We start from the raw sequence: 20844 nt of genomic DNA on the forward strand, positions 1-20844 counted from the left end.
ATGAATAATAAAAAAATGACAAAGAAAGAACTGTTTAAAGAGTTGAAGGTTCTTTTTTTGGGATGGGAAATCCTATTATATACTTTGTTATTATTTGCAGGTCATTTAGGATTGTTTTACTTCCTAACTAAAAGTATGTTGTTTTCGATTATCACTGGATTAGTCGGAACAGCATACTTTTTCTTTGTATTCGTATATCCCAACCGTAAATTAAAAACGCACGAATACCACTTGAGTGAGTTATTAAAATATGTGACAAATATGATTTTCTATTTACGAACAGGAAGTAACGTACTTCATGCTTTAAAGGCAACAAAAAACACAGTTGATAAGCATATCCAAAAAGATATACAAAAAACAATCGAAATTTTAGAAAGTAAAGAAGCAAGATTGGAAACAGAACATTTCAGAAAATACAATTTTAGTTCTCTTGACCAATTTCACCAAAATTTGATGATTAAATACGAACGTGGTGGAGACAGTACCGAATTGTTTAGTCATATTCAAAAGAATATTATTTTTGAATTAAAAAAACGTGATGAGTTGCATAAGAAACGTAAAAGCTGGGCAACTCACGTATATACTGTCCTTGGGATGGTTGGGGGCATGATGGTTATTTTGCGTATCAACGCTCCTTTTTTGTGGGATATATTTTTAGAAATGAGTGCAATTAGTTTTACTGTGATTGCTATTACGTATTTGTTAATCTTGATAAATTTATATTTGTTACAAAAGAAAAACTTAGATATATCAGTAAGATTATAACTAAGAAGGGAAGATAAAATATGCTAAATAGATATTCAGCTAGAATTGAACCTACTATTTATAAGGAAGTACCTGAATTTATTGCAGACTTCGTTATGGTAGATAAACAAAACCAAGAGGAATATCGTTTGGGTATTTTAAATGGTGATTATGAAGATAGGGATGATTTATATATCTGTCCTCAAGATATAAATGTGGGTGTCGATTTATCCGATTTAGATGAAAATTTAACCGTAGTTTACATGTATGATGTTTTATCCGTTGATAAGTATAGAAAGTTACAAGAATGTTTTTATGACCGACTAGGAGAGAAGGATTCAGTTATTTTTTTAGACCCTGAAAAAGATTTAAACATTGATTTAGAAGAATATATTAGGGATGAAAGGATAGGTAAAGAACAAAGAGAAACACGGAAGAACAGGGAGAAAATTATGGAAAGATGAATTATATGATTGGGAAGTAAAGCTACATAACATACGTTGTGTGGCTTTTTTATATGGGAATTGAGGTTTTTAATGCAGGTTCGACTCCTGTTGTTCCCAAGAAGTTCATAATTGATTTTGAAAAACTTCTAAAAGCTGGCTTTTAGAAGTTTTTCTTTAGAAGGGGGTGAAAGACATTGGATAGCCATAAAGGAGCAATCACGTTGATACTTGTTGTCTTAATCATCTTTGGAATATTTGTTGCATTTGCAACAGGTGTGTTCGATCCTATCATGACAAAGATTAGCAATGGTTTTAACAACATGGTAGATAGTGTCTTTAGTGGTTCAGGTATGAATTGGGGAGGTGCTAAGTAACAAATCTACAATTCTCTTATGGTTGAACAAACTTGTAGACATTTAATAATGGAGGTCAATTGATGTTGAAGAAATTTTCAAAGAAATTATTTGGGGTAGGCTTAGTATCAGTTATGAGTTTATCTTTTGCAACAGGAGCATTTGCTGATACAAAATCAAATGAGGTTGATGTAACAATCAAAAGTGGTGAGTTTTCTTTAGCTACATCAGATATTGAATCATTTGGAGAAATTGAGTTAAAATCCACTCCACAAACCTATAAAACATCTTTTAACGACAAATTTACTGTGAAAGACTTGCGTGGAACACAAGCAGGTTGGAGGGTAGATGTTTCAGCTAGCCAATTTACTGATGGTACAAATACATTGCCTAAAGGAACGTTAAGTTTAGAACCTGTATCTAGTATTAAACGTGTTGGTACAGGTCAGGGTGCTTTGCCTGTAAAGACCATGGATTCAAACAAGGTGATTGATGATGGAACGGTCGCTGTTGTTAAAGCCGATGCGGGCGGTGGAATGGGAGTGTTTGATTTTGAATTTCCAAAAAATGCACTTTCCATAGTAGTTGATCCAACTACCGCAAAAGTTTTAAACGGAAGCAAAGCGACATATCAATCCACTTTGAAATGGGATTTAGTACAAGCACCATAACATTAGAAAAGAGGATGGATTTAATCTGTCCTCTTTTATTCTTACTACACGTCCATTATTGCTCTTTCTATGGTTAGAAATGTAGAAAAACATTTTGATTATAGAAAGTGTAATAAAAAAAGAAAGGTTGTGGTTAAAATGAAAAATATTACCATTAGCATAATGGCTTTTTTATTAGCACTTCTACTACCTGTTAATACCCAAGGACATAGCGAAAACATAAAAGAGGTAGAGGTGGTGGAAGCTGATATAGAAGAAGTAGAATCCAATATAGAAGAAAATAATAAAGAGGTTTCAACGCCGATTATGGAAAATTCGACTATAAAAGATAGGAAGATAGAAAATATAGGGGATGCAAGTGAAGAAAGGAAAGAATTTCAAAAAGAGAAAGTATTACAAGATGAAAACTCCATCCAAGAACAGATAGTGAAAAACGAAAAAACAGCCAAAAGTAATATTTCTTCATTTAGTATTCCCAATCAAGAAGAAATGCCTTTAGGTGATGATAGAATTAGAGATGGGGCAAGTTATTGGGCAACTTCTAACATTCGAGAGTGGTTAAACAGTGATCAAAAAAATGTGAAATATACTAATATACCCCCTGATTACAAAAATGAATCAGGTTTTTTATATGAATTTACTGAATCGGAAAGAAATGCAATAGCTGTAACTAAAAGACGTTCAATCTTAGTTGGAAAGGACAATAGAGTTCGTGATGGTGGAATAAAAGCATTAGCAATTTTCCCTGATGGTGGAGCCAATACATTTAAATACATGAACCATGCGATACGTGATTTTAACGTCAATTGGAAGGATTATTACTATCATAATGTCAACGACAAAGTATTTTTGTTAAGTCCTCATGAAATACATTTTTATATCCAGCAAAAGGGCATTAGTTTAAGGAAACAAGATACAAATGGAATATACAGAAATTGGTGGTCAACAGCTAATTTGTGGAATGGAAATTTTGAGCAACCACTCTTTATTGACTCAAATGGGTTTATAGGGCGAGTAAGAACGAGTACTGAACAAGGAATAGTGCCTGCGATTCATTTAAAACCAACAACTATTTTAAATGGCAAAAAGGCACATGAATTAACTATAGGAGAAAAAGTTACTTTTGGAAAATATAATAATCAGGCTATACAGTGGATTGTTATTAACAAAACGCCAGAAGGATACCCTTTATTGTGGTCAGAAAGGATATTAACTCAAAAACAGTACCAAAAACAAGGGGATAAGGTTTACCGATATTCTGAAAGTATAAACTTTGCTAAAGAGGACATAAGCATCTCTGATGATTTGAAAGTTTACAATAAGTACGGGGATACGAAACCCCCTAAATTATATGTGACAAATAGGCAGGAATTAGATGAACGAAAAAATGCTAACTTTATGTTGTATCTAAAGGCAGAAGATGAAAGCGGAATAGAAAAGATTATCTTGGATGATGGAACGGAGCTTAAAAGTGATCATGCTAGTGTATTAATAGAACAAAATAAAAATTATTATTTTCAGGCTGTTGACAAAGCAGGAAACTATACAGGAATTATGATTCCAATAAATAATCTTAATCCTCCTGCTACTGTTGATATAATCCCTTCCCACCAAGGTTGGACAAATCAAGATGTAAAAATAAATATAGAAGCATCCAATGATTTTGAGGATTATCAAACTAATAAAGTTCAATTGAATAGATTCTCACAAAATTTTCATACTTACCCAAATAAAATTTCGTATGCACACAAAAGAATTAGAATTTCCGGTGAAGTTGAATTAATAAAAGCTGATCGACCCGTTGACGATTACCGGATTGGTGTCTCTGTAACATATACACAAAGGACACCATTGGTAGATGGCTATATAATCGGAACTACTTATCCAATACAGTATGTAGCCAAGTTATCCGAAATAAAAAATAAGCCTAAAAAATTTGATGTAATTATGACAGTGGGAAATGATTATTATAACAATCTTCAAGTAGGAGTCAGATACGATTATCCCCAAGTATGGAGTGTTCATCCATATACGGTCGAGTTCAGAAATTTAAAATATGAATTACTTGATGTAGAGGATTTTGAAATCAAAAAAATAACACTGCCATCAGGGGAAGAGATTTTTGATAGAAGATACACTTATACAGCAACAAAAACAGGTACGTATAAATTTGATGTTTTAGATAACAGAGGGAGAATAACTAGTAAAAGTATCGAAGTAAAAATCGACAAGGTAAAACCTAACCTATCTATCCAGCCAAGTACAACCAAAATTACGCATGATGATGTGGTCTTAAATGTTACCGCAACTGACGAAGGTGGCAGTGGTGTGAAGAGAATCAAAAGTCCTAATGGACAATGGGTAAATAATAATAAAGCAAGTTATACAGTTAAAGAAAATGGGTCATACACATTTGTTGTTGAAGATCATGCAGGAAACCAATCAAGTAAATCATATACAGTGACCAACATTGATAAAACAATATCATTTGAAAAACCCGCCGTTTCCAGTTTTGGAAGTATTATTTTGAAAGATAAGCCTGAAACCATATCAACGGATGTTACACCAATTTTAATCAAAGATTGGCGTGATGGAACGAATCAATGGAAGTTAGATGTAACAGCTACTCCTATGAAATTAGTCGGGGAATCATTCACCTTACCAAAGGGTTCTATGAAATTAAAGCCAGTAGCTTCCATCAATCGGTTAGATGGTAATGGTTCATTGCCAAAGAAAGGATTTGAAGAAACACAACACATTGATAACGGAAAAATTACGGTTTTACAAAGTAATCAATCAAGAGGGGAATTCAGTGTTGTCTTTCCGAAAGAAGCACTCGAACTATTGATTGATCCAACAACAGCCAAAAAAGGAAAATATGAATCTACATTAACATGGGATTTAATATCAGCACCGTAATTTATTCATGTGAGTGAAGGAGAGAAAACATGAAAAAAATATTAAGTTTGAGTGTCCTCTTTCTATTAATGATGGGGGGCTTTTTTACTTCTAAAAATGTAAGTGCAAGTGAAGGTGGGTTACCATATCTTGTAGAACCTATTTTGCCAGCAAACCAAGATAAAGGTATTGAACATTACATCTCTGTATCACCAAAAGACAATTCATTAAAACAAGAATTTGAATTTCTAGTTACAAATAAAACAAATAAAAAACAAACCATAAATGCGAAAATGTTAAATGCCTATACATCAACTAATGGAGGTATCCAGTATACAGCAGAAGAAACTGAACACAATGTAATAATTGATGAAAAATATGAAATGCGAAATTATGTTCAAGTACCAAAAAAAAATTGAATTAGATGGTGGAGAGAGTAAGATTGTTCGATTAAAAGTTAATATGCCTAAAATGGAAGGCACTATTTTGGGAGCAGTGGCTTTCCAAGGTGAAGGGGAGATCGAAGAATCAAATAATAAGGGTGTTTCGTTTGAAATTAAAAATGAAATCAATACAGTTTATGGGATTGCGGTTAATTTCCCAACAACAAAAAATTATTCTTTTAAAATCGGGAAGCCGTTTCTTGAACCAATGCCAAGCTATTATGCCGTTAGATTGCCTATAACAATGGACAGTCCTTTATTGTTAAAGGATGTTCAAATTGATTATGAGGTAGAATTTAAAGGAGAAAAACTGTTCTTTTCCAAAGAGAAAATTGATTTTGCACCAATGACTAAAACAAACTTTAGTATTCCTTTTGATTATGAGGAAATTGAACAAAACAAACCCTATATTTTAAAGGGAACATTAACATACAAAGATAAGGATGGGGTTGAACAGACTATGGACTTTAAATCTCAATTTGAATATACCGTTAAGAAGGATAAGAACGACAACAAAATAACGAAAGTTTTAAAAGCACCGATTGAAAAGGGAGGATTCCCTTATTGGATCTTACTATTATTCCCTGTGATCGGGATTGTTGTTTATATGAAAAAGAAAACTAAATATTTTGTTTTGCTTACTGATGAACAACCAAGTTTAATTATTGATAAGGAAAGTCCTAACTTTGACAAACTTCAACCGAAAAATAAAACAGCTAATGACCATAATTATAAGTTTGTCCATTACTATACAAAAAAGCAAAGTGAACAAAATGGCGAATATTATTATGCCTATCACAAAACCATAAACAACAAAAACGATAGAGTGTAAATCCTAAGATTAAAGAGTAACAATTTCTACCGACCAATACCTCTCAAAGAATTTAACAATCTTTCATAAATTTTTCCTTTTTTACGATATAATAGAAGGAAAAATGGATAGAGGGGGATTGGGGTGGAAATTAAAAATATAAGTTGGAATGTCAAACAGCTTGTAACCATGAGTGATAAGGGTAAAATAAAATTTGACTATCCCATACAACGTTCAGGTGGTCAATGGAAGCACCTACAACAGTCGTATTTGATCCATTCACTTGCTCAAAACTATCCTATTCCACCAGTTTACTTTCTCGGCGTAAAAGAAGAAGTGATGGTTGAGAAAAAAGGTGAAGTGAAACGTGAAATAGTTGATCTTCGATACGTGTTGGATGGAAAACAGCGAATTTTGACTATGAAAAACTTTGTAGAGGGCTTTTTCAGACTTCATGAAGATACTCCCGAAGTAACTATTGATGATGAAAAGTTTGAAATAGCGGGGAAATTCTATTCAGAATTGGATGAAGAAGTTCAGGATATGATTATATCTCGAACAATTGTTACCTATACAATAGATGGCGAAACGGCTACCGATGAAGAAATAGAAGATTTGTTTTTTAGGATGAACAATGGTCTGGCACTCACAACACAACAAAAAGCTAAGGCACTAATGGGTGTTGAATGGGCGAAACGACTGAATGAACTAGGACAACACAAATTGATTCAAGAATATAGTTCTTTTTCAAAGACACAATTGAAAGCTGACAGTCATCTAACTGCGATCATTCAAACGATGATGATGCTCGATGATTCGTATGAGTATAAGGATGTTACCCAAGGAACCATATCGGATTATTCAAGCACATTTAAGGATGATCCTGAACGAAAACGGGAATTGCTAGAAAAAGTGCAACAGGCAATGGACTACTTGGCAGAAGCTTTCGACAGAAAGGAAACTTTGCTCTTACGAAAGGTTCATTTCCCGATGACACTCATAACAGCCATAAAGGCAAAAGAAATGGTTGTATCGGGTGACGAGTTTAATGAATGGGCTTTTGAATTTAAAGAAGCATTTAAACCTTCAAAAGAAAATGCTTCAATACTTCTTGAAACTGATTATGAAAAATATACAGGTGCAGGTTCAACTAAAAAGGAGAAAGCAGTTGGTAGGATGAACGAAATGCTTCGTCATATGGAAAAATATATGAAGTTATACAATAAAAGATTTAAATAGATTAAATGTTTCAATAGGGGTGTGAAAGTTGAAAGTTAAATCTTTTGCTTTAGGAATGACTTTTCTTTTGACTCTTATTTTAAGCGCTTGTGGTAGTACATCGAAGGTGGGAATCAATGAAATTAGTTTAAAAGAATTAGAAAAGAAGTTTGACAACAAGGAAACATTTTTGTTGCTCGCATATGCTGAAAATCAAGATGATATTGATCGTACCAATTTTATAAAAGCATATGATCAAGCATTAAAAGATTATAATTTAAAAGCATATTTTATTAATATGATTGATATGGATGAGGATGAATTAGAGGTGTTAGAAAATAAATATGAGCATCCTGATTCGCGAGGTGGTTGGAGTCCTTCATATGCCGAATTGACTTTGGTTGTAGATGGTTTGGCTGGATTGGAAAACGGATATGATCATAAAAATAAAGATTGGTTAAATGATGGCAAAGATTATTTGAAGGAAATGGATAATATCAATTCGGGAATTAAAGATATATTAGCATATCTAAGCGCTCATAACATCGAAATTAAATAAGTCATTAATATAAGGAGAACTTACTCTCAAATGAGTAGGTTCTTTTTTTATGGGAAGGTGGTTTATAAACTTTATGAAAAGAAAGTTGAAGAAGTTTTCTATTTTATTCGTATTCACAAGCCTACTTTCAATTTTTTCTTTGCTTGTCACAAAATACGCATTTGCAGTTACGGATGAAGAGTTGTTGGATGAATATGAGAAAATGGACTCCGTTATGCATATAAGTAGTGGATGGTTATATGATGATATTTTGCGTAGTGTAGGCTGGGCGATAATTAAGGGTTTAGCATGGTTGAATAATTATTTTGAAGATATAGTGACAAAAGTAGTGACTATGAATAACTTTTATTCGTCTCCTAACATGGAAGGGTTAATGAATGTCGTTAAACCGTTAGTGTTTGGTTTATTTGTAATTGCCGTTTTTGTATTAGGTTTTCAATTTATGATGAACAAGATTGAAAAAAGAGGGGAAGTAATCCTCAATATATTGATGGCGGTTGCTGTTGTTGTTATCATTCCGGTTTTAATGAGTTCTTTGGGTAAGGTAGTAAACGTAGGAATGGATCATATGGACAAACATAATCCTGGTGGATTGGCCGGAGGGGTCATTAAAAGTAATGTTGTCGATTTGAAATATTATGCTGACAAGGATTTCAAGACAGCAGGAAAAGGCACTAAGTATGTTGGAAATAGTTCTACTCCACCAAGACCAATTAATAGGAATAACGTTAAGGTTGGTACAACAGAATATAAATATGCTAATAAGCTAAATGGAAAGATCACTGATATTAGTGTTAATGAAAAGTTAGATTTAAGCCTATCGGAGAAAAAAGGTGGATTCAAAAAGTGGGGTAAGTCCTTATCTGATAAATCCGAAGAATTATTAAAAAATAAGGCTGTTCCTACAGGAAATGGTACTAAAAAAGTTGTACAGGAATTAGGAGATTCACAAATAATGTTCACTGAACTTGGGAAAGAAACGTATTATCGTTACCATGTTAATTGGGGTACAACGATATTTTCTTTACTAATCACTGCTTTTGCTTTGGTTATTACAGTCATTAAAGTAGGAAGAGCAATTTTTGATCTTGCGTTTCATCAGATTTTTGGAATGTTTGTTGCTGTAACGGATCTAACGGGAGGACAACGTACAAAAAAAATACTTGCTGAAATAGCCAATACATTTGGGGTTATCTTTATTATGGTTTTCATTTTAAAGCTCTTTACGCTTTATGCTAATTGGGTTAGCGGTTTAAAACCTGCTATAGGCGGTATTGGCGTTGTTCTTATGTTAATTGCAGGTGCTTGGGCTGTTATTGATGCTCCTGATATTGTTCAGCGTTTAATGGGAATTGACGCAGGGCTTCGTTCAGGCTATGGTGCTTTAATGGGTGCGTATGCCGCCGCAGGTTTAGCAGGGAAACTTGGTAAAGGTGCGAAGAATTTAATCGGAGGTGTGGCTAGAAAAGGGGCTGGTTTAGCAAGTTTTGGGGCTGGTGCTATGAAAGGTGTTGCTGGTCGCCAACGTTCTAAAACACCTGTACCTAAAGTGCCAAGCTCGGGAGGAAGTAACCCTTTAGGTTTGGATAACAGTGGAATTTCAAAAGAACAATTGAAAGGTGGGCAATCAAGAGATATTGATGCTCAACCTATACCAAGTAATAATGAAACAACGCAGTTGTCTATGGGTGACATTTCAAATGAACAAATTAGTGATTCAGACCCGGGTGGTAATATAAGCAAGGAAAACTTTGATAAAATTCCTGATGGTAACTTAGGTGATCCATCTAAAATAAATGCAAGTAGTGGTGGAGCTATTCAAGAACAAGCACCAATACCAAGTTTAAGTCCGAGTGATATTGCTCATGTATCGCAAGAAAAAGCAGGTCAAAGCCCTATTGGACAAGTTGGTGGTGGTGCAAATAAAAGCATTCAAGGGATTCGACAAGGGAATATGAACATCCCATCCGGTTATACACAAACATCATCAGGTCTGATTGTTCCTGCAAAATCAGTTCAAGGCAAAGGGGTTCAAACACCAATTGCTTCACCAATAAATGCAGGTAGTGGTGGAATTGCTCATGTATCGCAAGAAAAAGCAGGTCAAAGCCCTATTGGACAAGTTGGTGATGGTTTGGATAAAAATATCCAACGGATCGGACACGGAGATATGAACATCCCATCCGGTTATACACAAGCACCATCAGGTCTGATTGTTCCTGCAAAATCAGTTCAAGGTAAAGGAGTTCAAACACCAATTGCTTCACCAATAAATGCAGGTAGTGGTGGAATTGCTCATGTATCGCAAGAAAAAGCAGGTCAAAGCCCTATTGGACAAGTTGGTGATGGTTTGGATAAAAATATCCAACGGATCGGACACGGAGATATGAACATCCCATCCGGTTATACACAAGCACCATCAGGTCTGATTGTTCCTGCAAAATCAGTTCAAGGTAAAGGAGTTCAAACACCAATTGCTTCACCAATAAATGCAGGTAGCGGTGGAATTGCTCATGTATCGCAAGAAAAAGCAGGTCAAAGCCCTGTTCGACAAGTTGGAGGTGGTGCAAATAAAAGCATTCAAGGGATTCGACAAGGGAATATGAACATCCCATCCGGTTATACACAAGCACCATCAGGTCTAATTGTTCCTGCAAAACCAGTTCAAGGCAAAGGGGTTCAAACGCCAATTGCTTCACAAAATGCAGGTAGTGGTGCAAAACGGATTAGTCAAGGGAATATGAACATCCCATCCGGTTATACACAAACATCATCAGGTCTGATTGTTCCTGCAAAACCAGTTCAAGGCAAAGGGGTTCAAACACCAATTGCTTCACCAATAAATGCAGGTAGTGGTGCAATTGCTCACGTATCGCAACAAAATACAGGTCAAAGCCCTGTTCGACAAAGTGGGATTCAAAAACCAATTGCTTCACAAATAGATACAGGTAGTGGCGGAACCGCCAATACTCCTATTGCTAGTCCAGTGAAAGTAATTTCACAACAAATTCAAGGTCTTACTAGCCAAGTTCAAGCAAGTAATCAACAAATTCAACAAATGCAAGGAATGTTGCAGGGTGGTTCTAATCAAGGTGGATGGGTTACGGGCAGTCCGTCCTTTCAACGCTTGCGTAATGAGGTAACAAGAGCAGGTAATTCAGGATATGCGTTTGGTCAAACGATTAGAAAAGCAACAGGCTTTACTACTAGGGCGATTGGGAAGTCGGCTGTAAACACGGTTCGGGCTGTAGCACACCCTAGACAAACTGTACGTTTAGCTGGGGTTAAGTTGCATCAGGCTCAATTAAATGTCGCTCAAAAAGGAGCGAATAAGGTGCGTTTAGGTAAACAGAAAATTATCAGTGGTACAAAAAATATTGTGAGGGAAATTAGAACGCCATTAGGTTCTGATACTCCTATCTCCATTAACAGTACGAATATTAGAGGAAACAATAATGATATAAGGGGATAATAATAGGGGGAGTGAGAGTTGGGAAATTATGAAATTCCAAAAGAAATAAAATCCAAGCCCAAATTGATGGGATTGGAAATGAAGGAGCTAGTCATTTTATTGATTGGCTTCTTTTCTATTTTTACTTTTTTAAAAGACATGGTTCATACTGTACTTGCAATACCATTTATGGTGATTTCTACAGGATTATTACTATGGTTGGTGATGCCTTCAAGTAATAATCCTACCCTTAGAAATTATATGTCAATTATTTTGTTCTTTAAGCGTGATAAGCAGACTTACCATGCTTTAGATCACGACAAGAAAAATAACGAAAAGTTAATTCAGTTAAATAGAGAGAACAATAGGAAGGGGGAAGTTTAGCTATGGTTAATCAAGAGGAAAAAAAAGAAGCGATAAAGCCTATCATCGTGCCAAAATATAACGAGAATAGTGACCCTAAAAAAAGGGGTTTTATTCAAAAGTTAAAGCAAAGGAAACAGGAGAAAAAGAAAAAGCAAGAGTTAGAGGATAAAGGTAAGAAGGCTAAGTTACTTCGCCAAACGCCTTCAATTCTTCCTTTTCTTCAAATTCATGACGATTATATTCTTTTAAAAGATGGAGTCATGGATATATTTCAAATTGAATCTAAAGACCTTTATTCGAGAAATGATGAGGATTTGAAGTTTTTATTAATGGCACGAAGTCGTTTTTTTAGAAGTTATTTTGAGTCTATAAAAGAAGTTGCGATGAATTTTCCTTCTAATACTGAAAAACAAAAAGCATATTGGCGGAAGAAAAGAGAGAGAACAGATGACCCTTTGCGTTTAAAATTTATTGATCGTAAACTTTTTGAACTTGAATTTTTAGAGAAAGAAAGAACTAATAGAGAGTTCTTTCTTTTTGTTTATGCCGATAATGTACATCAGTTGGAAGAGCGTAAAAAACAAATTATAAGAGGAATGCAACAGTCTTTCCCATTAAAAGAATTATCTATCGAAAAAAAAGAGGATGTATTGTTTATGTTAAACAATCCAAACACAAAGTTATAGGGGGTATTTTTAATGCTAAAAGTGATGAAAAAGAAAAAAAAAGAAGAAGAATTGCTGGAAGAAAAAAGGTTGAAACAAAAACGAGATGATGATTTTTTGATTGCTATTCAACCACAAGGTGGGGTTAGTTTTAAGGATAAGTACATTCAAAAAGGGGATGGATACGAAGCCTGTATCCATATCTATGATTATCCAACAACAGTCAATGAGTTATGGTTAGAACAAATTATGTCCATGCGTGATGTGATTGTGGTAAATGATATAGCTACTATGGATAAAGATGAAGCAGTTAGTTCCATTAACAAGAGCATGTTAGAACATAACGTGCGATTTAGAAGTGCAAAACAGGAATCGGAACGAATGGATGCACAATCCAACTATCAAGAGATGGAAAGACTCTATCAAGAAATTTCACAAATGGGCGAAGTGGTAAAGCTAATACACTTACGCCTATTCGTTCATGCACCAACAATTGTTGAATTGGAGCGAAAAATTGAAACTGTCATTTCAGAATTAAATTCCCGTGGTTTTAAAGGTGCTGTATTCCTAAACGAAACTAGTTGGGAATGGCAATCATTATTTTTGTCGTATGATCATCAACAAAAATTCCCGAATTACCGTGAAGGGAAAGGACTTCCTGCAATGAGTTTGGCATCAGGTTTACCTTTTCATTATTCGGAGTTGAATGATCCAAAAGGTAGTTATTTAGGAACAAGTTTTACTGGTGGTAATGTCTTGTTTGATTTATTTCACAAAGATAAAAAAAGACGTTTCTATAACGGCGTTGTTGTAGGAACGATGGGGGCTGGAAAGTCTACGACCTTAAAAAAGCTAGTAATGGACAATGCATCAAGAGGAAATTTTATTCGTGGTTTTGATGTAACCGGTGAGTTTGAAACACTGGTAGGCGCTTTGACAGGGCATAGTATTAGCTTGGATGGTTCCCAAGGGATCATCAATCCCTTACAAATTTATAAAATTGAAGAAAACGATGATCCGATAAAAGATGAAGAACTTAGTTTTATGCAACATATTTCAAAAGTGACCACATTCTATCAATTTTTAGCAGGAAATCCTTCATCAGAAGAATTGGAGGAATTCAAAAAAGTGTTGCGTAATTTTTATGAAAACATGGGGTTTTTAGAAAGGATTTATACCACTGGTGTTACTGGATTACCTAATGAAGAATATCCAATTTTTAGTGACTTCCTAGCTTATATACAAGATGTTTTGTATGAAAATCCGCAACTAAGGGTGATACGACCTGAATTATCTGCTTCAAGAATTGATCGATTAGAAAAAATTGAATTGGTTATTGATAACCTAGTAAACAGCTATTCTCACTTGTTCAATGGTCACACAACAATTCCTGACTTTACCAATGAACAAGTGATTTTCTTTTCTATCCGTAACCTGACTGGATTAGAAAAAGGTGTGTTTAATGCTCAAATGTATAATGCTCTTAATTTAATTTGGGATAACTTGATTCAAATTGGTGCCCCACAAATGAGAGCGTTATATGAAGATGAGAACTTTGATGAAGATGATGTAATTCGTTTATTGGTTGTTATTGATGAGTCGCATCGTTTAATTAACTCTGAAAATATGTTGGCTGTTTCATTTCTAACAGACTTTGCAAGGGAAGCCCGAAAATACTTTGGAGGGCTTTTATTCGCAAGCCAATCAATAAGAGACTTCGTTCCTGATCATTCGGATACCGAAACAGTAACAAAGATTAGAACGCTGTTTGAACTCACGCAATACAAGTTCATTATGCAACAGGATTCTAATACATTAGATGCTTTGAGAGCAATATTTGAGGGGCAAATGTCCGAGTCTGAATTGGCTCAAATTCCTTTATTTCAGCAAGGGGATTGTTTGTTAAGTATTAGTGGACTGGGAAACATTATGCTCGGAATTGAAGCATCTGATGAAGAATTAGCACTATTTAGAGGGGGTATGTAAATGGATCGTACTATCCTTTTTAAATATATATTTTTGTTGATTGTGGGATTTTTGGTTATAGGTATATCAATATATAGTTTTTTTGGTGATAAAAAAGAAGATGTTGAAAATCCTTTTGAAAATGTCCAAGAAGTAAATGAGTCGGACGTGGAGGACGACATATTGGAACCAGACTTCTCCCCAGATCCTGTAGAAAATGATGATTATGAGGACGATGAGGGAGATACAGATGAAGGCATTGGTTTAGATGAGCCTTCCATGGGAGACATCAAAGGAGAAGGCTATCAAAAAGCTCAAACCAGTGGACAAGATCAGGAAGAAGTCAAGAAAATAGAAGAAGCCTATATTAAAAAACATGGTAAGGAAAAGTTTAAAAAAGCCAAAGATCAGGCGCGACAGATTGTGGATTTATGGGTAAAAAAAGAAAGCGACTTGTCTGTTTGGAAGAAAAAAGCACCCGGCACTTATCTTGAAAAAATAGAGGAAGATATTGATTCATTTGAGGATGAACAGTTTGATATTTTCATAACAGAAGATGAAGTTTTCGGTGTAAAGTCATCCAGTGAAAATGAAATAAAAATTGGCGTTTTTGCTCAATGGGAAGTCATTAGTGGTGGCTACACATTGAAAGAAGAAGCCGGATTATTTTATGTTTCATTTCAGGTGACCAAGGATCAATTAACCATCAAGGAGTTTCAGATTCCATGAGAGTAGTAGATTTAGTAAAAAAAGCAACATCCATGCTAACAGCAAAAGTAGCCGTAGCGGTTGCAGGAGCCATTGGCTTTGTAGGAGGATTTATTATCCTCCTTTTTTTTATTCTCCTATTAATCATTGTTGGTATTGCAGGGGCAGGGAGTAATACAAATACAGATAGTGAAGGTGGAGATTATACATGGGGTGGAACAGGGAATTTTGCGGTTAATGAGGTTCCAAAACAATATATTCCTCTTTATCAAAAAGCGGCACAAAAATATAACTTAGATTGGGAACTTCTTGCGGCTATTCACCGAGTGGAGACAGTTTTTTCTACAATTAATCCAATGATAAGTTATGTTGGTGCAGAAGGACATGCACAGTTTATGCCATGCACTTGGGTCGGATGGGGTCATCCATCTTGTGGAGGTTTAGGGAAAGGAAACATCCCCCAAGCGGATAAAAGTAATCCTACTTTAATTAAAAAATATGGCGGTTATGGGGTAGATGCCAATGGTGATGGAAAGGCAGATATGTGGGATTTAGAAGATGCCATTTTTGGTATGGCAAACTATTTATCTGCCAGTTATAAAACAACTGGAACAATTGATGGAGCCATATTAAGATACAATGCTTCTTCCAAATATCTCAGTGATGTAAAGCATTATATGAGTGCTTATAAAAGTAATTTGGTAGCTGTTGATCACTTAGGTAATCAAGGAAGTGGTGTTGTTGTAGGGAACAAAGCTTGGCCGGTTCCTCATACGAAAAACATTACTTCGGGCTTTGGTCCGAGATGGGGAACAAATCATAACGGAATTGATATAGCAGGGGGTAACGATACAGGAAAACCAATTGTAGCCTTTATGGAAGGAAAAGTTGTGGTCTCCACTTTTGGTCAACGAGGCAGTGGTTATGGTGGCTATGGCTATGTTGTCGTGATTGATCATGGTAATGGGGTAAGTACTTTATATGGTCACATGTTGGAAAAAGGTATACCTGTAGGAACAAAGGTGAAAGCTGGACAAGTCATCGGGAAAATAGGTAACACGGGTGATTCAAAAGGGGCTCACCTGCATTTTGAAGTAAGGATAAATAATAAACCGGTTGACCCAATGCCGTACCTGAAACCGGTGATGGGCAAGAAATAAAAGTAAGTGAAAGGGAGTGGTTATGTTTGAAACTAAAAATAAATAGCGGAACTGAAAACAAGTTTTATCTTATTTTTTTAATTGTCACAACCGTTTTATTGGTTGTTTTTTTTACGTCAAAATTGTGGATGTATGATGACGAACCAATCATGCAAACACCATTTAATACGGAAATAGTTGGGTTAGATCAGACAACATTAAAATTGAACAGGTGGGAATACAATCCCGAAAAAGAGTTGATGGAAGTGAGTATTGAAACGATTCACACGGGTTCTGATATTGTTAAACCAACGTTCACTTTTTCCGCAAAAGAAAGAGATAAACCGGAAGGATTTCCGGTTAAAGTCGTTTACAAAGACGATACAAACATTGTTGTACAAATAAAAAATGTTCCTGAAACATATCGTATTATTGGTCTGTTTGTATTTGAACACCGTGATAAAAAAATCCTGGAAAGTGAAGCAAGGGAGAGAACTATTGAAATAGAAGGTTCCCTTGATCAGGATGATGGGGAAGAAAAACTTAAACTCCCTAAGCCATCAGAAAAAGTTCTTATAGGGGATTATCGTAAAATAAAAATCAACTCTAACCTAATATTAAAAGATGCAATTGGTTATCAAGCTGAAAATATCCAGCGTGAAATAAAAGAGATAGAAAAACAAATTAAAGTTATTTCCGATGAAAAAATTCCATTACAAAAAGAGTTAGTAAAGTCACTTGCAAAGGAAATTGAAAGGATCAATTCTGATTTAGAATATCAAACGGAAGAGGAAAAACAAGAGTCGGAAATCGAGATACGTTCCAAACAGGAAGCTATTGAAGAAGCTAAAAAGGAACAGGGTGAATTGGAGGATGCTGTTAAAAAATTAATGGAGAAGAGAGAAAAATTACTTCAAAAATTAGAGACTGTTAGCGGTTCTCATGAGAAAGATGAAGAAGATATTGAAAAAAATACGGAGTCTGTAAATCAGAAATCTGACAGGAAAGATGAGGTGAAAAATGAAAAAAGTAAAAGTGAATCAGAAAAAGTAGAGGACAATAAGGAGAAAAATAAAGAGAAAAATAAAGAGAAAAATAAGTCCGATAAGTCCTCAAAAGAAGTGAAGGAAAACAAAAAGAGCGAATGAATTTCGCTCTTTTTTTAGTAATTTTGAGTGTGTATATGTTGTGTAAAAGCATAAAACAATGCATAAACATTACATTTTGATAATTAATATACGATAAACCGTTTGGAATTTTACGCAAAAGATGTGTAACGCTCAAAAAATCTGTTCCCATCGAAAAACTAGGCTCTGCCTAGTCTAACACGTTACGTGTTAGCATTTTTCCCTTATGCTCTTTCAATCAATATCTGTGCATAACAGATATTTTCAATACAATACTGTCACAGATGATGTAGGAGGTTGTTAAATATGGATGTTCTTGTACGGGGTGTTAGTCCAGTTATCGTAAAAAAAATAGATCGAATTGCAAAAGAAAATGGAATGTCGAGGGAGGAATTTTTACGAGAACAATTTGAAGTAATATCAATTATTGATCTCTTGGAAGAACAAAAAAGAGAGTTCGATTTAGTGATGGATGATGTAAGGGATTTGCTTGAAAGAAATTTTGAGTTGTTAATTAACATGGAAGAAAAATATAGTAAGATGGTTAAATTATTTGCATTAGTAATGGATGTAGAGTTGGAAATGTTGAGTGAATATATCGAAAAGGGGAGTGCATAGTTTGGAGGTTCGTATAAGAAATGTTGATAAAAGTTTAATCAAATATATAGATGAACTGGCTAATAAAAAAGGAATGTCTCGTCAAGAGTTTTTGAAAATATATCTTGAGAGAGTTGGTTCATCAAGTGCGTTGAGAGATGAACAACGAAGGATTGATGATAATTTAACAGATATTAAAAAGGTTGTTTTAATGATTCATAGACGAACGAAAGACATGGATGATAAGATGGAAAATTTGCTTTCCTTTATATCATCGGAAACCCGTATTCCAATTGATGGGGTTGACCTTGTGAATGGATGAGTGAAAAAACAATATTAATGAAAAAATTATACAAAGGAATGATTGTGGGTGAGTAATAAGCAAAGAAAAAATTTTATGTTACGTGAAGAAACGATAGAAAAAATTAATAAACTTTCTGTGAACGAAGCAAAATCAAAATCTGAAATTGTTGATTTAGCAATTCATCATTTTTACAAAAATAAAGAAGAAGAGTATCAATTTTTCATCAAAACTCTATCTGAACTCTTAGATGAAAAAATGAAGGATGTAATGGAGGTTTTAAATAAAATAAGGGTGACAAGTAATGTCGTAGATCGAGAAACTAAAATGATGCTTGAATTTTGGAATCACTATTTCTTCATCCATGAATTCGATGCTATTGCGACAACGGATAAAGTGAAAACTGATGCACTTATCGAAGCTGAACATGTAGTTAAAAAAATTATCTCTGAAAGAAGGCAACGAAAAATAGATAAAGATGTTGGAAGAAAAAATGTTGCAAGTGGGTGAGTTTAAATGTCAACTCCTGCTGTTGTTCTAAAAAGTAAATTCGTGATGCCCAATGCAAAAGATTATAATGATTATATAAAATACATTGATCGAAAAGATGCTAAAAGAAATTTAGAAATTAACCCTAACAGTAGTAAGAAAGATGATTTTAGTTTGTACCATACTTACATGGAATATATGGGGGATGAAAAAAAACAAGGGGCTTTGTTTACATCTGATAAGGATGTTTTATCCGAAGTCGAAAAGAAGAAACTCAAAGAAAATTTTAAGCAAGCCCAAGAGAATGGTTCACCTTTGTGGCAAGATGTTATCAGTTTTGATAATGACTGGCTGGAAGAACAGGGATTATACAATTCAGAAACGAACACTCTCCAAGAATATAAAATAAAATCGGTTGTAAGAAGTGCTGTAGATGAAATGTTGAAAAGGGAGGGCATGAATGAGTCGGCAGTTTGGTCAGCTTCTATCCATTATAATACGGATAACATTCATGTCCATGTAGCAACAGTTGAACCGAACCCTACGAGAGAGAAGGTAAGATTTTTTGATAAAGAACATAATGAATGGAAGGAACAATATAAAGCAAAGAGAAAGCAAAGTTCACTTGATCGTATGAAGTCTACTGTAGCGAATCAGATATTAGATCGAAAGCATGACTTCAATAAAATTGATGAACTTATTCGTGGTACTGTTCATTATAAAAAGGAAGAACAAATTAAATTGTCAGCAGATGAACGTACAAAAGAATTATTCATGAAGGCAATGTTATTGTTGCCAAATGATTTAAGGCAATGGAAATATGGCTATCAATCAATAAACAACGCAAGACCGTATATAGATGAAATAGTTGAGATATATTTAGACACTTATCATAAAAAGGAAATGAAGGAACTTAATGAGTTATTAGACAAACAAGTACAAATTTCAAGAAGGCTATTTGGAGAAGATAGTAGGCATGACCAATACAAAAAGACAAAATTAGATGACTTAAAAAAGAGAATGGGTAATGCTGTGCTGACAGAAATGAGAGATATTGTCACATTGGAAAGACGTAATCGGTTTTCTTCAAGCAATAACCAAGCTCGAAAAAATACAAAAACAAAACCTTCTATGAATCATCGTAAAAATGAATATTTTAAGAGATTAAATTCTAGTAGAGAAATTTATTTTGCTGTTCTACGTTTAAAAAATGCCATGAGAAAAACTTACCATGACTATCAACGAGAACGTCACATGGACGAGTATGATCGAATGATGGAAGGATATGATTGATTAATTTGGCATGAATTGAGAACCCCAGATACAAGTTATAGTATCAGGGGGTTTTCTTTTTTAGGGTATTCGGAAAATGATGTGGAAAATTATTAGGGTGACATTAAGGAGCGAATAAATGAGTAATGTATATAGGACGTACAGAAAAAATTTAGTTCAAATTTATATATTTATATGTTCTTTAATTTTAGTGGTTTCGATGATGGCAAGTTTGTTTAAATGGGTTGACGTGACAGTATTATTAGATTATACATGGTCAATACTCATGCTTTGCTTCATCTTAAATGTTGTGAGTGCAATGACGAAAGTAACTTTGGGGTATATACAATTATTATCCAAAGACACTTTCATAAGTATTATAAAAAATACTCTATATGCTTATTGTGTTATTGTGGGTTCTTTATGTCCGTTAATCATATATGGGGTTTCATTAGATGCGGGAATAAGGATTATCTTTTTCTTGCAAGTTATTTTGCTTGTTTTGTATATAATTGCTTTTCTATTAGATAGGATCGTTAAAATTAGAGGAAGTGTACAATAACAATAATTTTTGAATGTACTGGATTGTTTTTTAAGAATTTTCCACACGATAATCCGATT

At 34.4% G+C, this 20844-nt stretch carries 20 protein-coding genes; all 20 read left to right on the top strand.

The features are described from left to right. The 20 genes from ACFSCZ_RS00480 (at nucleotide 1) to mobP2 (ending at nucleotide 20244) form a co-directional block, all read left to right on the top strand. A complete protein-coding gene (locus tag ACFSCZ_RS00480) occupies nucleotides 1-765 on the top strand; it encodes a hypothetical protein (RefSeq protein WP_380771475.1) in 765 nt (254 codons plus the stop codon). A gap of 20 nt (nucleotides 766-785) precedes the next feature. Then, complete coding sequence (locus tag ACFSCZ_RS00485) at nucleotides 786-1208, top strand: hypothetical protein (protein WP_380771477.1); 423 nt, start codon at nucleotides 786-788, stop codon at nucleotides 1206-1208. 176 nt (nucleotides 1209-1384) lie between these two features. Further along, the gene (locus ACFSCZ_RS00490) at nucleotides 1385-1564 is read left to right on the top strand and encodes a hypothetical protein (protein WP_380771479.1); all 180 of its coding nucleotides are present in this window, start codon (nucleotides 1385-1387) and stop codon (nucleotides 1562-1564) included. A 62-nt stretch (nucleotides 1565-1626) separates the two neighbouring features. Next, nucleotides 1627-2214, top strand: coding sequence for a WxL domain-containing protein (locus ACFSCZ_RS00495; RefSeq protein WP_380771481.1), 588 nt, complete (start codon nucleotides 1627-1629; stop codon nucleotides 2212-2214). 138 nt (nucleotides 2215-2352) lie between these two features. After that, on the top strand, nucleotides 2353-5133 hold the full coding sequence (locus ACFSCZ_RS00500) for a DUF6273 domain-containing protein (RefSeq protein ID WP_380771483.1): 2781 nt from the start codon (nucleotides 2353-2355) through the stop codon (nucleotides 5131-5133). A gap of 29 nt (nucleotides 5134-5162) precedes the next feature. After that, nucleotides 5163-5531, top strand: a complete 369-nt coding sequence (locus tag ACFSCZ_RS00505; protein WP_380771484.1) for a WxL protein peptidoglycan domain-containing protein — start codon at nucleotides 5163-5165, stop codon at nucleotides 5529-5531. Beyond that, the gene (locus ACFSCZ_RS00510) at nucleotides 5506-6387 is read left to right on the top strand and encodes a WxL protein host-binding domain-containing protein (protein ID WP_380771486.1); all 882 of its coding nucleotides are present in this window, start codon (nucleotides 5506-5508) and stop codon (nucleotides 6385-6387) included. Before ACFSCZ_RS00505 ends, ACFSCZ_RS00510 begins: the two co-directional genes overlap by 26 nt. 123 nt (nucleotides 6388-6510) lie before the next feature. After that, nucleotides 6511-7605: a DUF262 domain-containing protein gene (locus tag ACFSCZ_RS00515; RefSeq protein WP_380771488.1), complete on the top strand. Its 1095-nt coding sequence runs from the start codon at nucleotides 6511-6513 to the stop codon at nucleotides 7603-7605. 28 nt (nucleotides 7606-7633) lie between these two features. Next, entirely contained in the window at nucleotides 7634-8143 is a 510-nt protein-coding gene (locus ACFSCZ_RS00520) for a hypothetical protein (protein WP_144460339.1), read from the top strand. 73 nt (nucleotides 8144-8216) lie between these two features. Then, entirely contained in the window at nucleotides 8217-11615 is a 3399-nt protein-coding gene (locus ACFSCZ_RS00525; RefSeq protein WP_380771490.1) for a pLS20_p028 family conjugation system transmembrane protein, read from the top strand. Between the two features lie 18 nt (nucleotides 11616-11633). Then, complete coding sequence (locus ACFSCZ_RS00530; protein ID WP_380771492.1) at nucleotides 11634-11978, top strand: DUF5592 family protein; 345 nt, start codon at nucleotides 11634-11636, stop codon at nucleotides 11976-11978. Between the two features lie 2 nt (nucleotides 11979-11980). Beyond that, nucleotides 11981-12646: a hypothetical protein gene (locus ACFSCZ_RS00535; protein ID WP_380771493.1), complete on the top strand. Its 666-nt coding sequence runs from the start codon at nucleotides 11981-11983 to the stop codon at nucleotides 12644-12646. Nucleotides 12647-12658: 12 nt separating this feature from the next. Next, nucleotides 12659-14611 (top strand): VirB4 family type IV secretion system protein, encoded by a 1953-nt coding sequence (locus tag ACFSCZ_RS00540; protein WP_186306525.1) that lies wholly within the window; start codon nucleotides 12659-12661, stop codon nucleotides 14609-14611. Beyond that, nucleotides 14612-15319: a hypothetical protein gene (locus ACFSCZ_RS00545; RefSeq protein WP_380771494.1), complete on the top strand. Its 708-nt coding sequence runs from the start codon at nucleotides 14612-14614 to the stop codon at nucleotides 15317-15319. Beyond that, nucleotides 15316-16458 carry a peptidoglycan DD-metalloendopeptidase family protein gene (locus tag ACFSCZ_RS00550; protein WP_380771496.1) on the top strand — a complete coding sequence of 381 codons (1143 nt, stop codon included), beginning with the start codon at nucleotides 15316-15318 and terminating at the stop codon, nucleotides 16456-16458. Before ACFSCZ_RS00545 ends, ACFSCZ_RS00550 begins: the two co-directional genes overlap by 4 nt. Nucleotides 16459-16484: 26 nt before the next feature. After that, on the top strand, nucleotides 16485-17585 hold the full coding sequence (locus ACFSCZ_RS00555; RefSeq protein WP_380771498.1) for a hypothetical protein: 1101 nt from the start codon (nucleotides 16485-16487) through the stop codon (nucleotides 17583-17585). A 285-nt stretch (nucleotides 17586-17870) separates the two neighbouring features. After that, complete coding sequence (locus ACFSCZ_RS00560; protein ID WP_144460349.1) at nucleotides 17871-18182, top strand: hypothetical protein; 312 nt, start codon at nucleotides 17871-17873, stop codon at nucleotides 18180-18182. A gap of 1 nt (nucleotide 18183) precedes the next feature. Next, nucleotides 18184-18483: a hypothetical protein gene (locus tag ACFSCZ_RS00565; RefSeq protein ID WP_380771499.1), complete on the top strand. Its 300-nt coding sequence runs from the start codon at nucleotides 18184-18186 to the stop codon at nucleotides 18481-18483. 48 nt (nucleotides 18484-18531) lie between these two features. Continuing rightward, nucleotides 18532-18972, top strand: a complete 441-nt coding sequence (locus ACFSCZ_RS00570; protein ID WP_380771500.1) for a hypothetical protein — start codon at nucleotides 18532-18534, stop codon at nucleotides 18970-18972. Nucleotides 18973-18978: 6 nt separating this feature from the next. Beyond that, on the top strand, nucleotides 18979-20244 hold the full coding sequence (gene mobP2, locus ACFSCZ_RS00575) for a MobP2 family relaxase (protein ID WP_380771501.1): 1266 nt from the start codon (nucleotides 18979-18981) through the stop codon (nucleotides 20242-20244). Nucleotides 20245-20844 lie beyond the last annotated feature (600 nt).

This window comes from Siminovitchia sediminis (assembly GCF_042680885.1).
Taxonomy (GTDB): domain Bacteria; phylum Bacillota; class Bacilli; order Bacillales; family Bacillaceae_C; genus Siminovitchia; species Siminovitchia sediminis.

Coding starts and splice junctions, on each gene's coding strand:
- ACFSCZ_RS00560 (WP_144460349.1), top strand. CDS start 17,871: ATGGATGTTCTTGTACGGGGTGTTAGTCCAGTTATCGTAAAAAAAATA.
- ACFSCZ_RS00510 (WP_380771486.1), top strand. CDS start 5,506: ATGTTCAAGTACCAAAAAAAAATTGAATTAGATGGTGGAGAGAGTAAG.
- ACFSCZ_RS00540 (WP_186306525.1), top strand. CDS start 12,659: ATGCTAAAAGTGATGAAAAAGAAAAAAAAAGAAGAAGAATTGCTGGAA.
- ACFSCZ_RS00550 (WP_380771496.1), top strand. CDS start 15,316: ATGAGAGTAGTAGATTTAGTAAAAAAAGCAACATCCATGCTAACAGCA.
- ACFSCZ_RS00505 (WP_380771484.1), top strand. CDS start 5,163: ATGAAAAAAATATTAAGTTTGAGTGTCCTCTTTCTATTAATGATGGGG.
- ACFSCZ_RS00545 (WP_380771494.1), top strand. CDS start 14,612: ATGGATCGTACTATCCTTTTTAAATATATATTTTTGTTGATTGTGGGA.
- ACFSCZ_RS00535 (WP_380771493.1), top strand. CDS start 11,981: ATGGTTAATCAAGAGGAAAAAAAAGAAGCGATAAAGCCTATCATCGTG.
- ACFSCZ_RS00495 (WP_380771481.1), top strand. CDS start 1,627: ATGTTGAAGAAATTTTCAAAGAAATTATTTGGGGTAGGCTTAGTATCA.
- mobP2 (WP_380771501.1), top strand. CDS start 18,979: ATGTCAACTCCTGCTGTTGTTCTAAAAAGTAAATTCGTGATGCCCAAT.
- ACFSCZ_RS00480 (WP_380771475.1), top strand. CDS start 1: ATGAATAATAAAAAAATGACAAAGAAAGAACTGTTTAAAGAGTTGAAG.
- ACFSCZ_RS00525 (WP_380771490.1), top strand. CDS start 8,217: ATGAAAAGAAAGTTGAAGAAGTTTTCTATTTTATTCGTATTCACAAGC.
- ACFSCZ_RS00485 (WP_380771477.1), top strand. CDS start 786: ATGCTAAATAGATATTCAGCTAGAATTGAACCTACTATTTATAAGGAA.
- ACFSCZ_RS00500 (WP_380771483.1), top strand. CDS start 2,353: ATGAAAAATATTACCATTAGCATAATGGCTTTTTTATTAGCACTTCTA.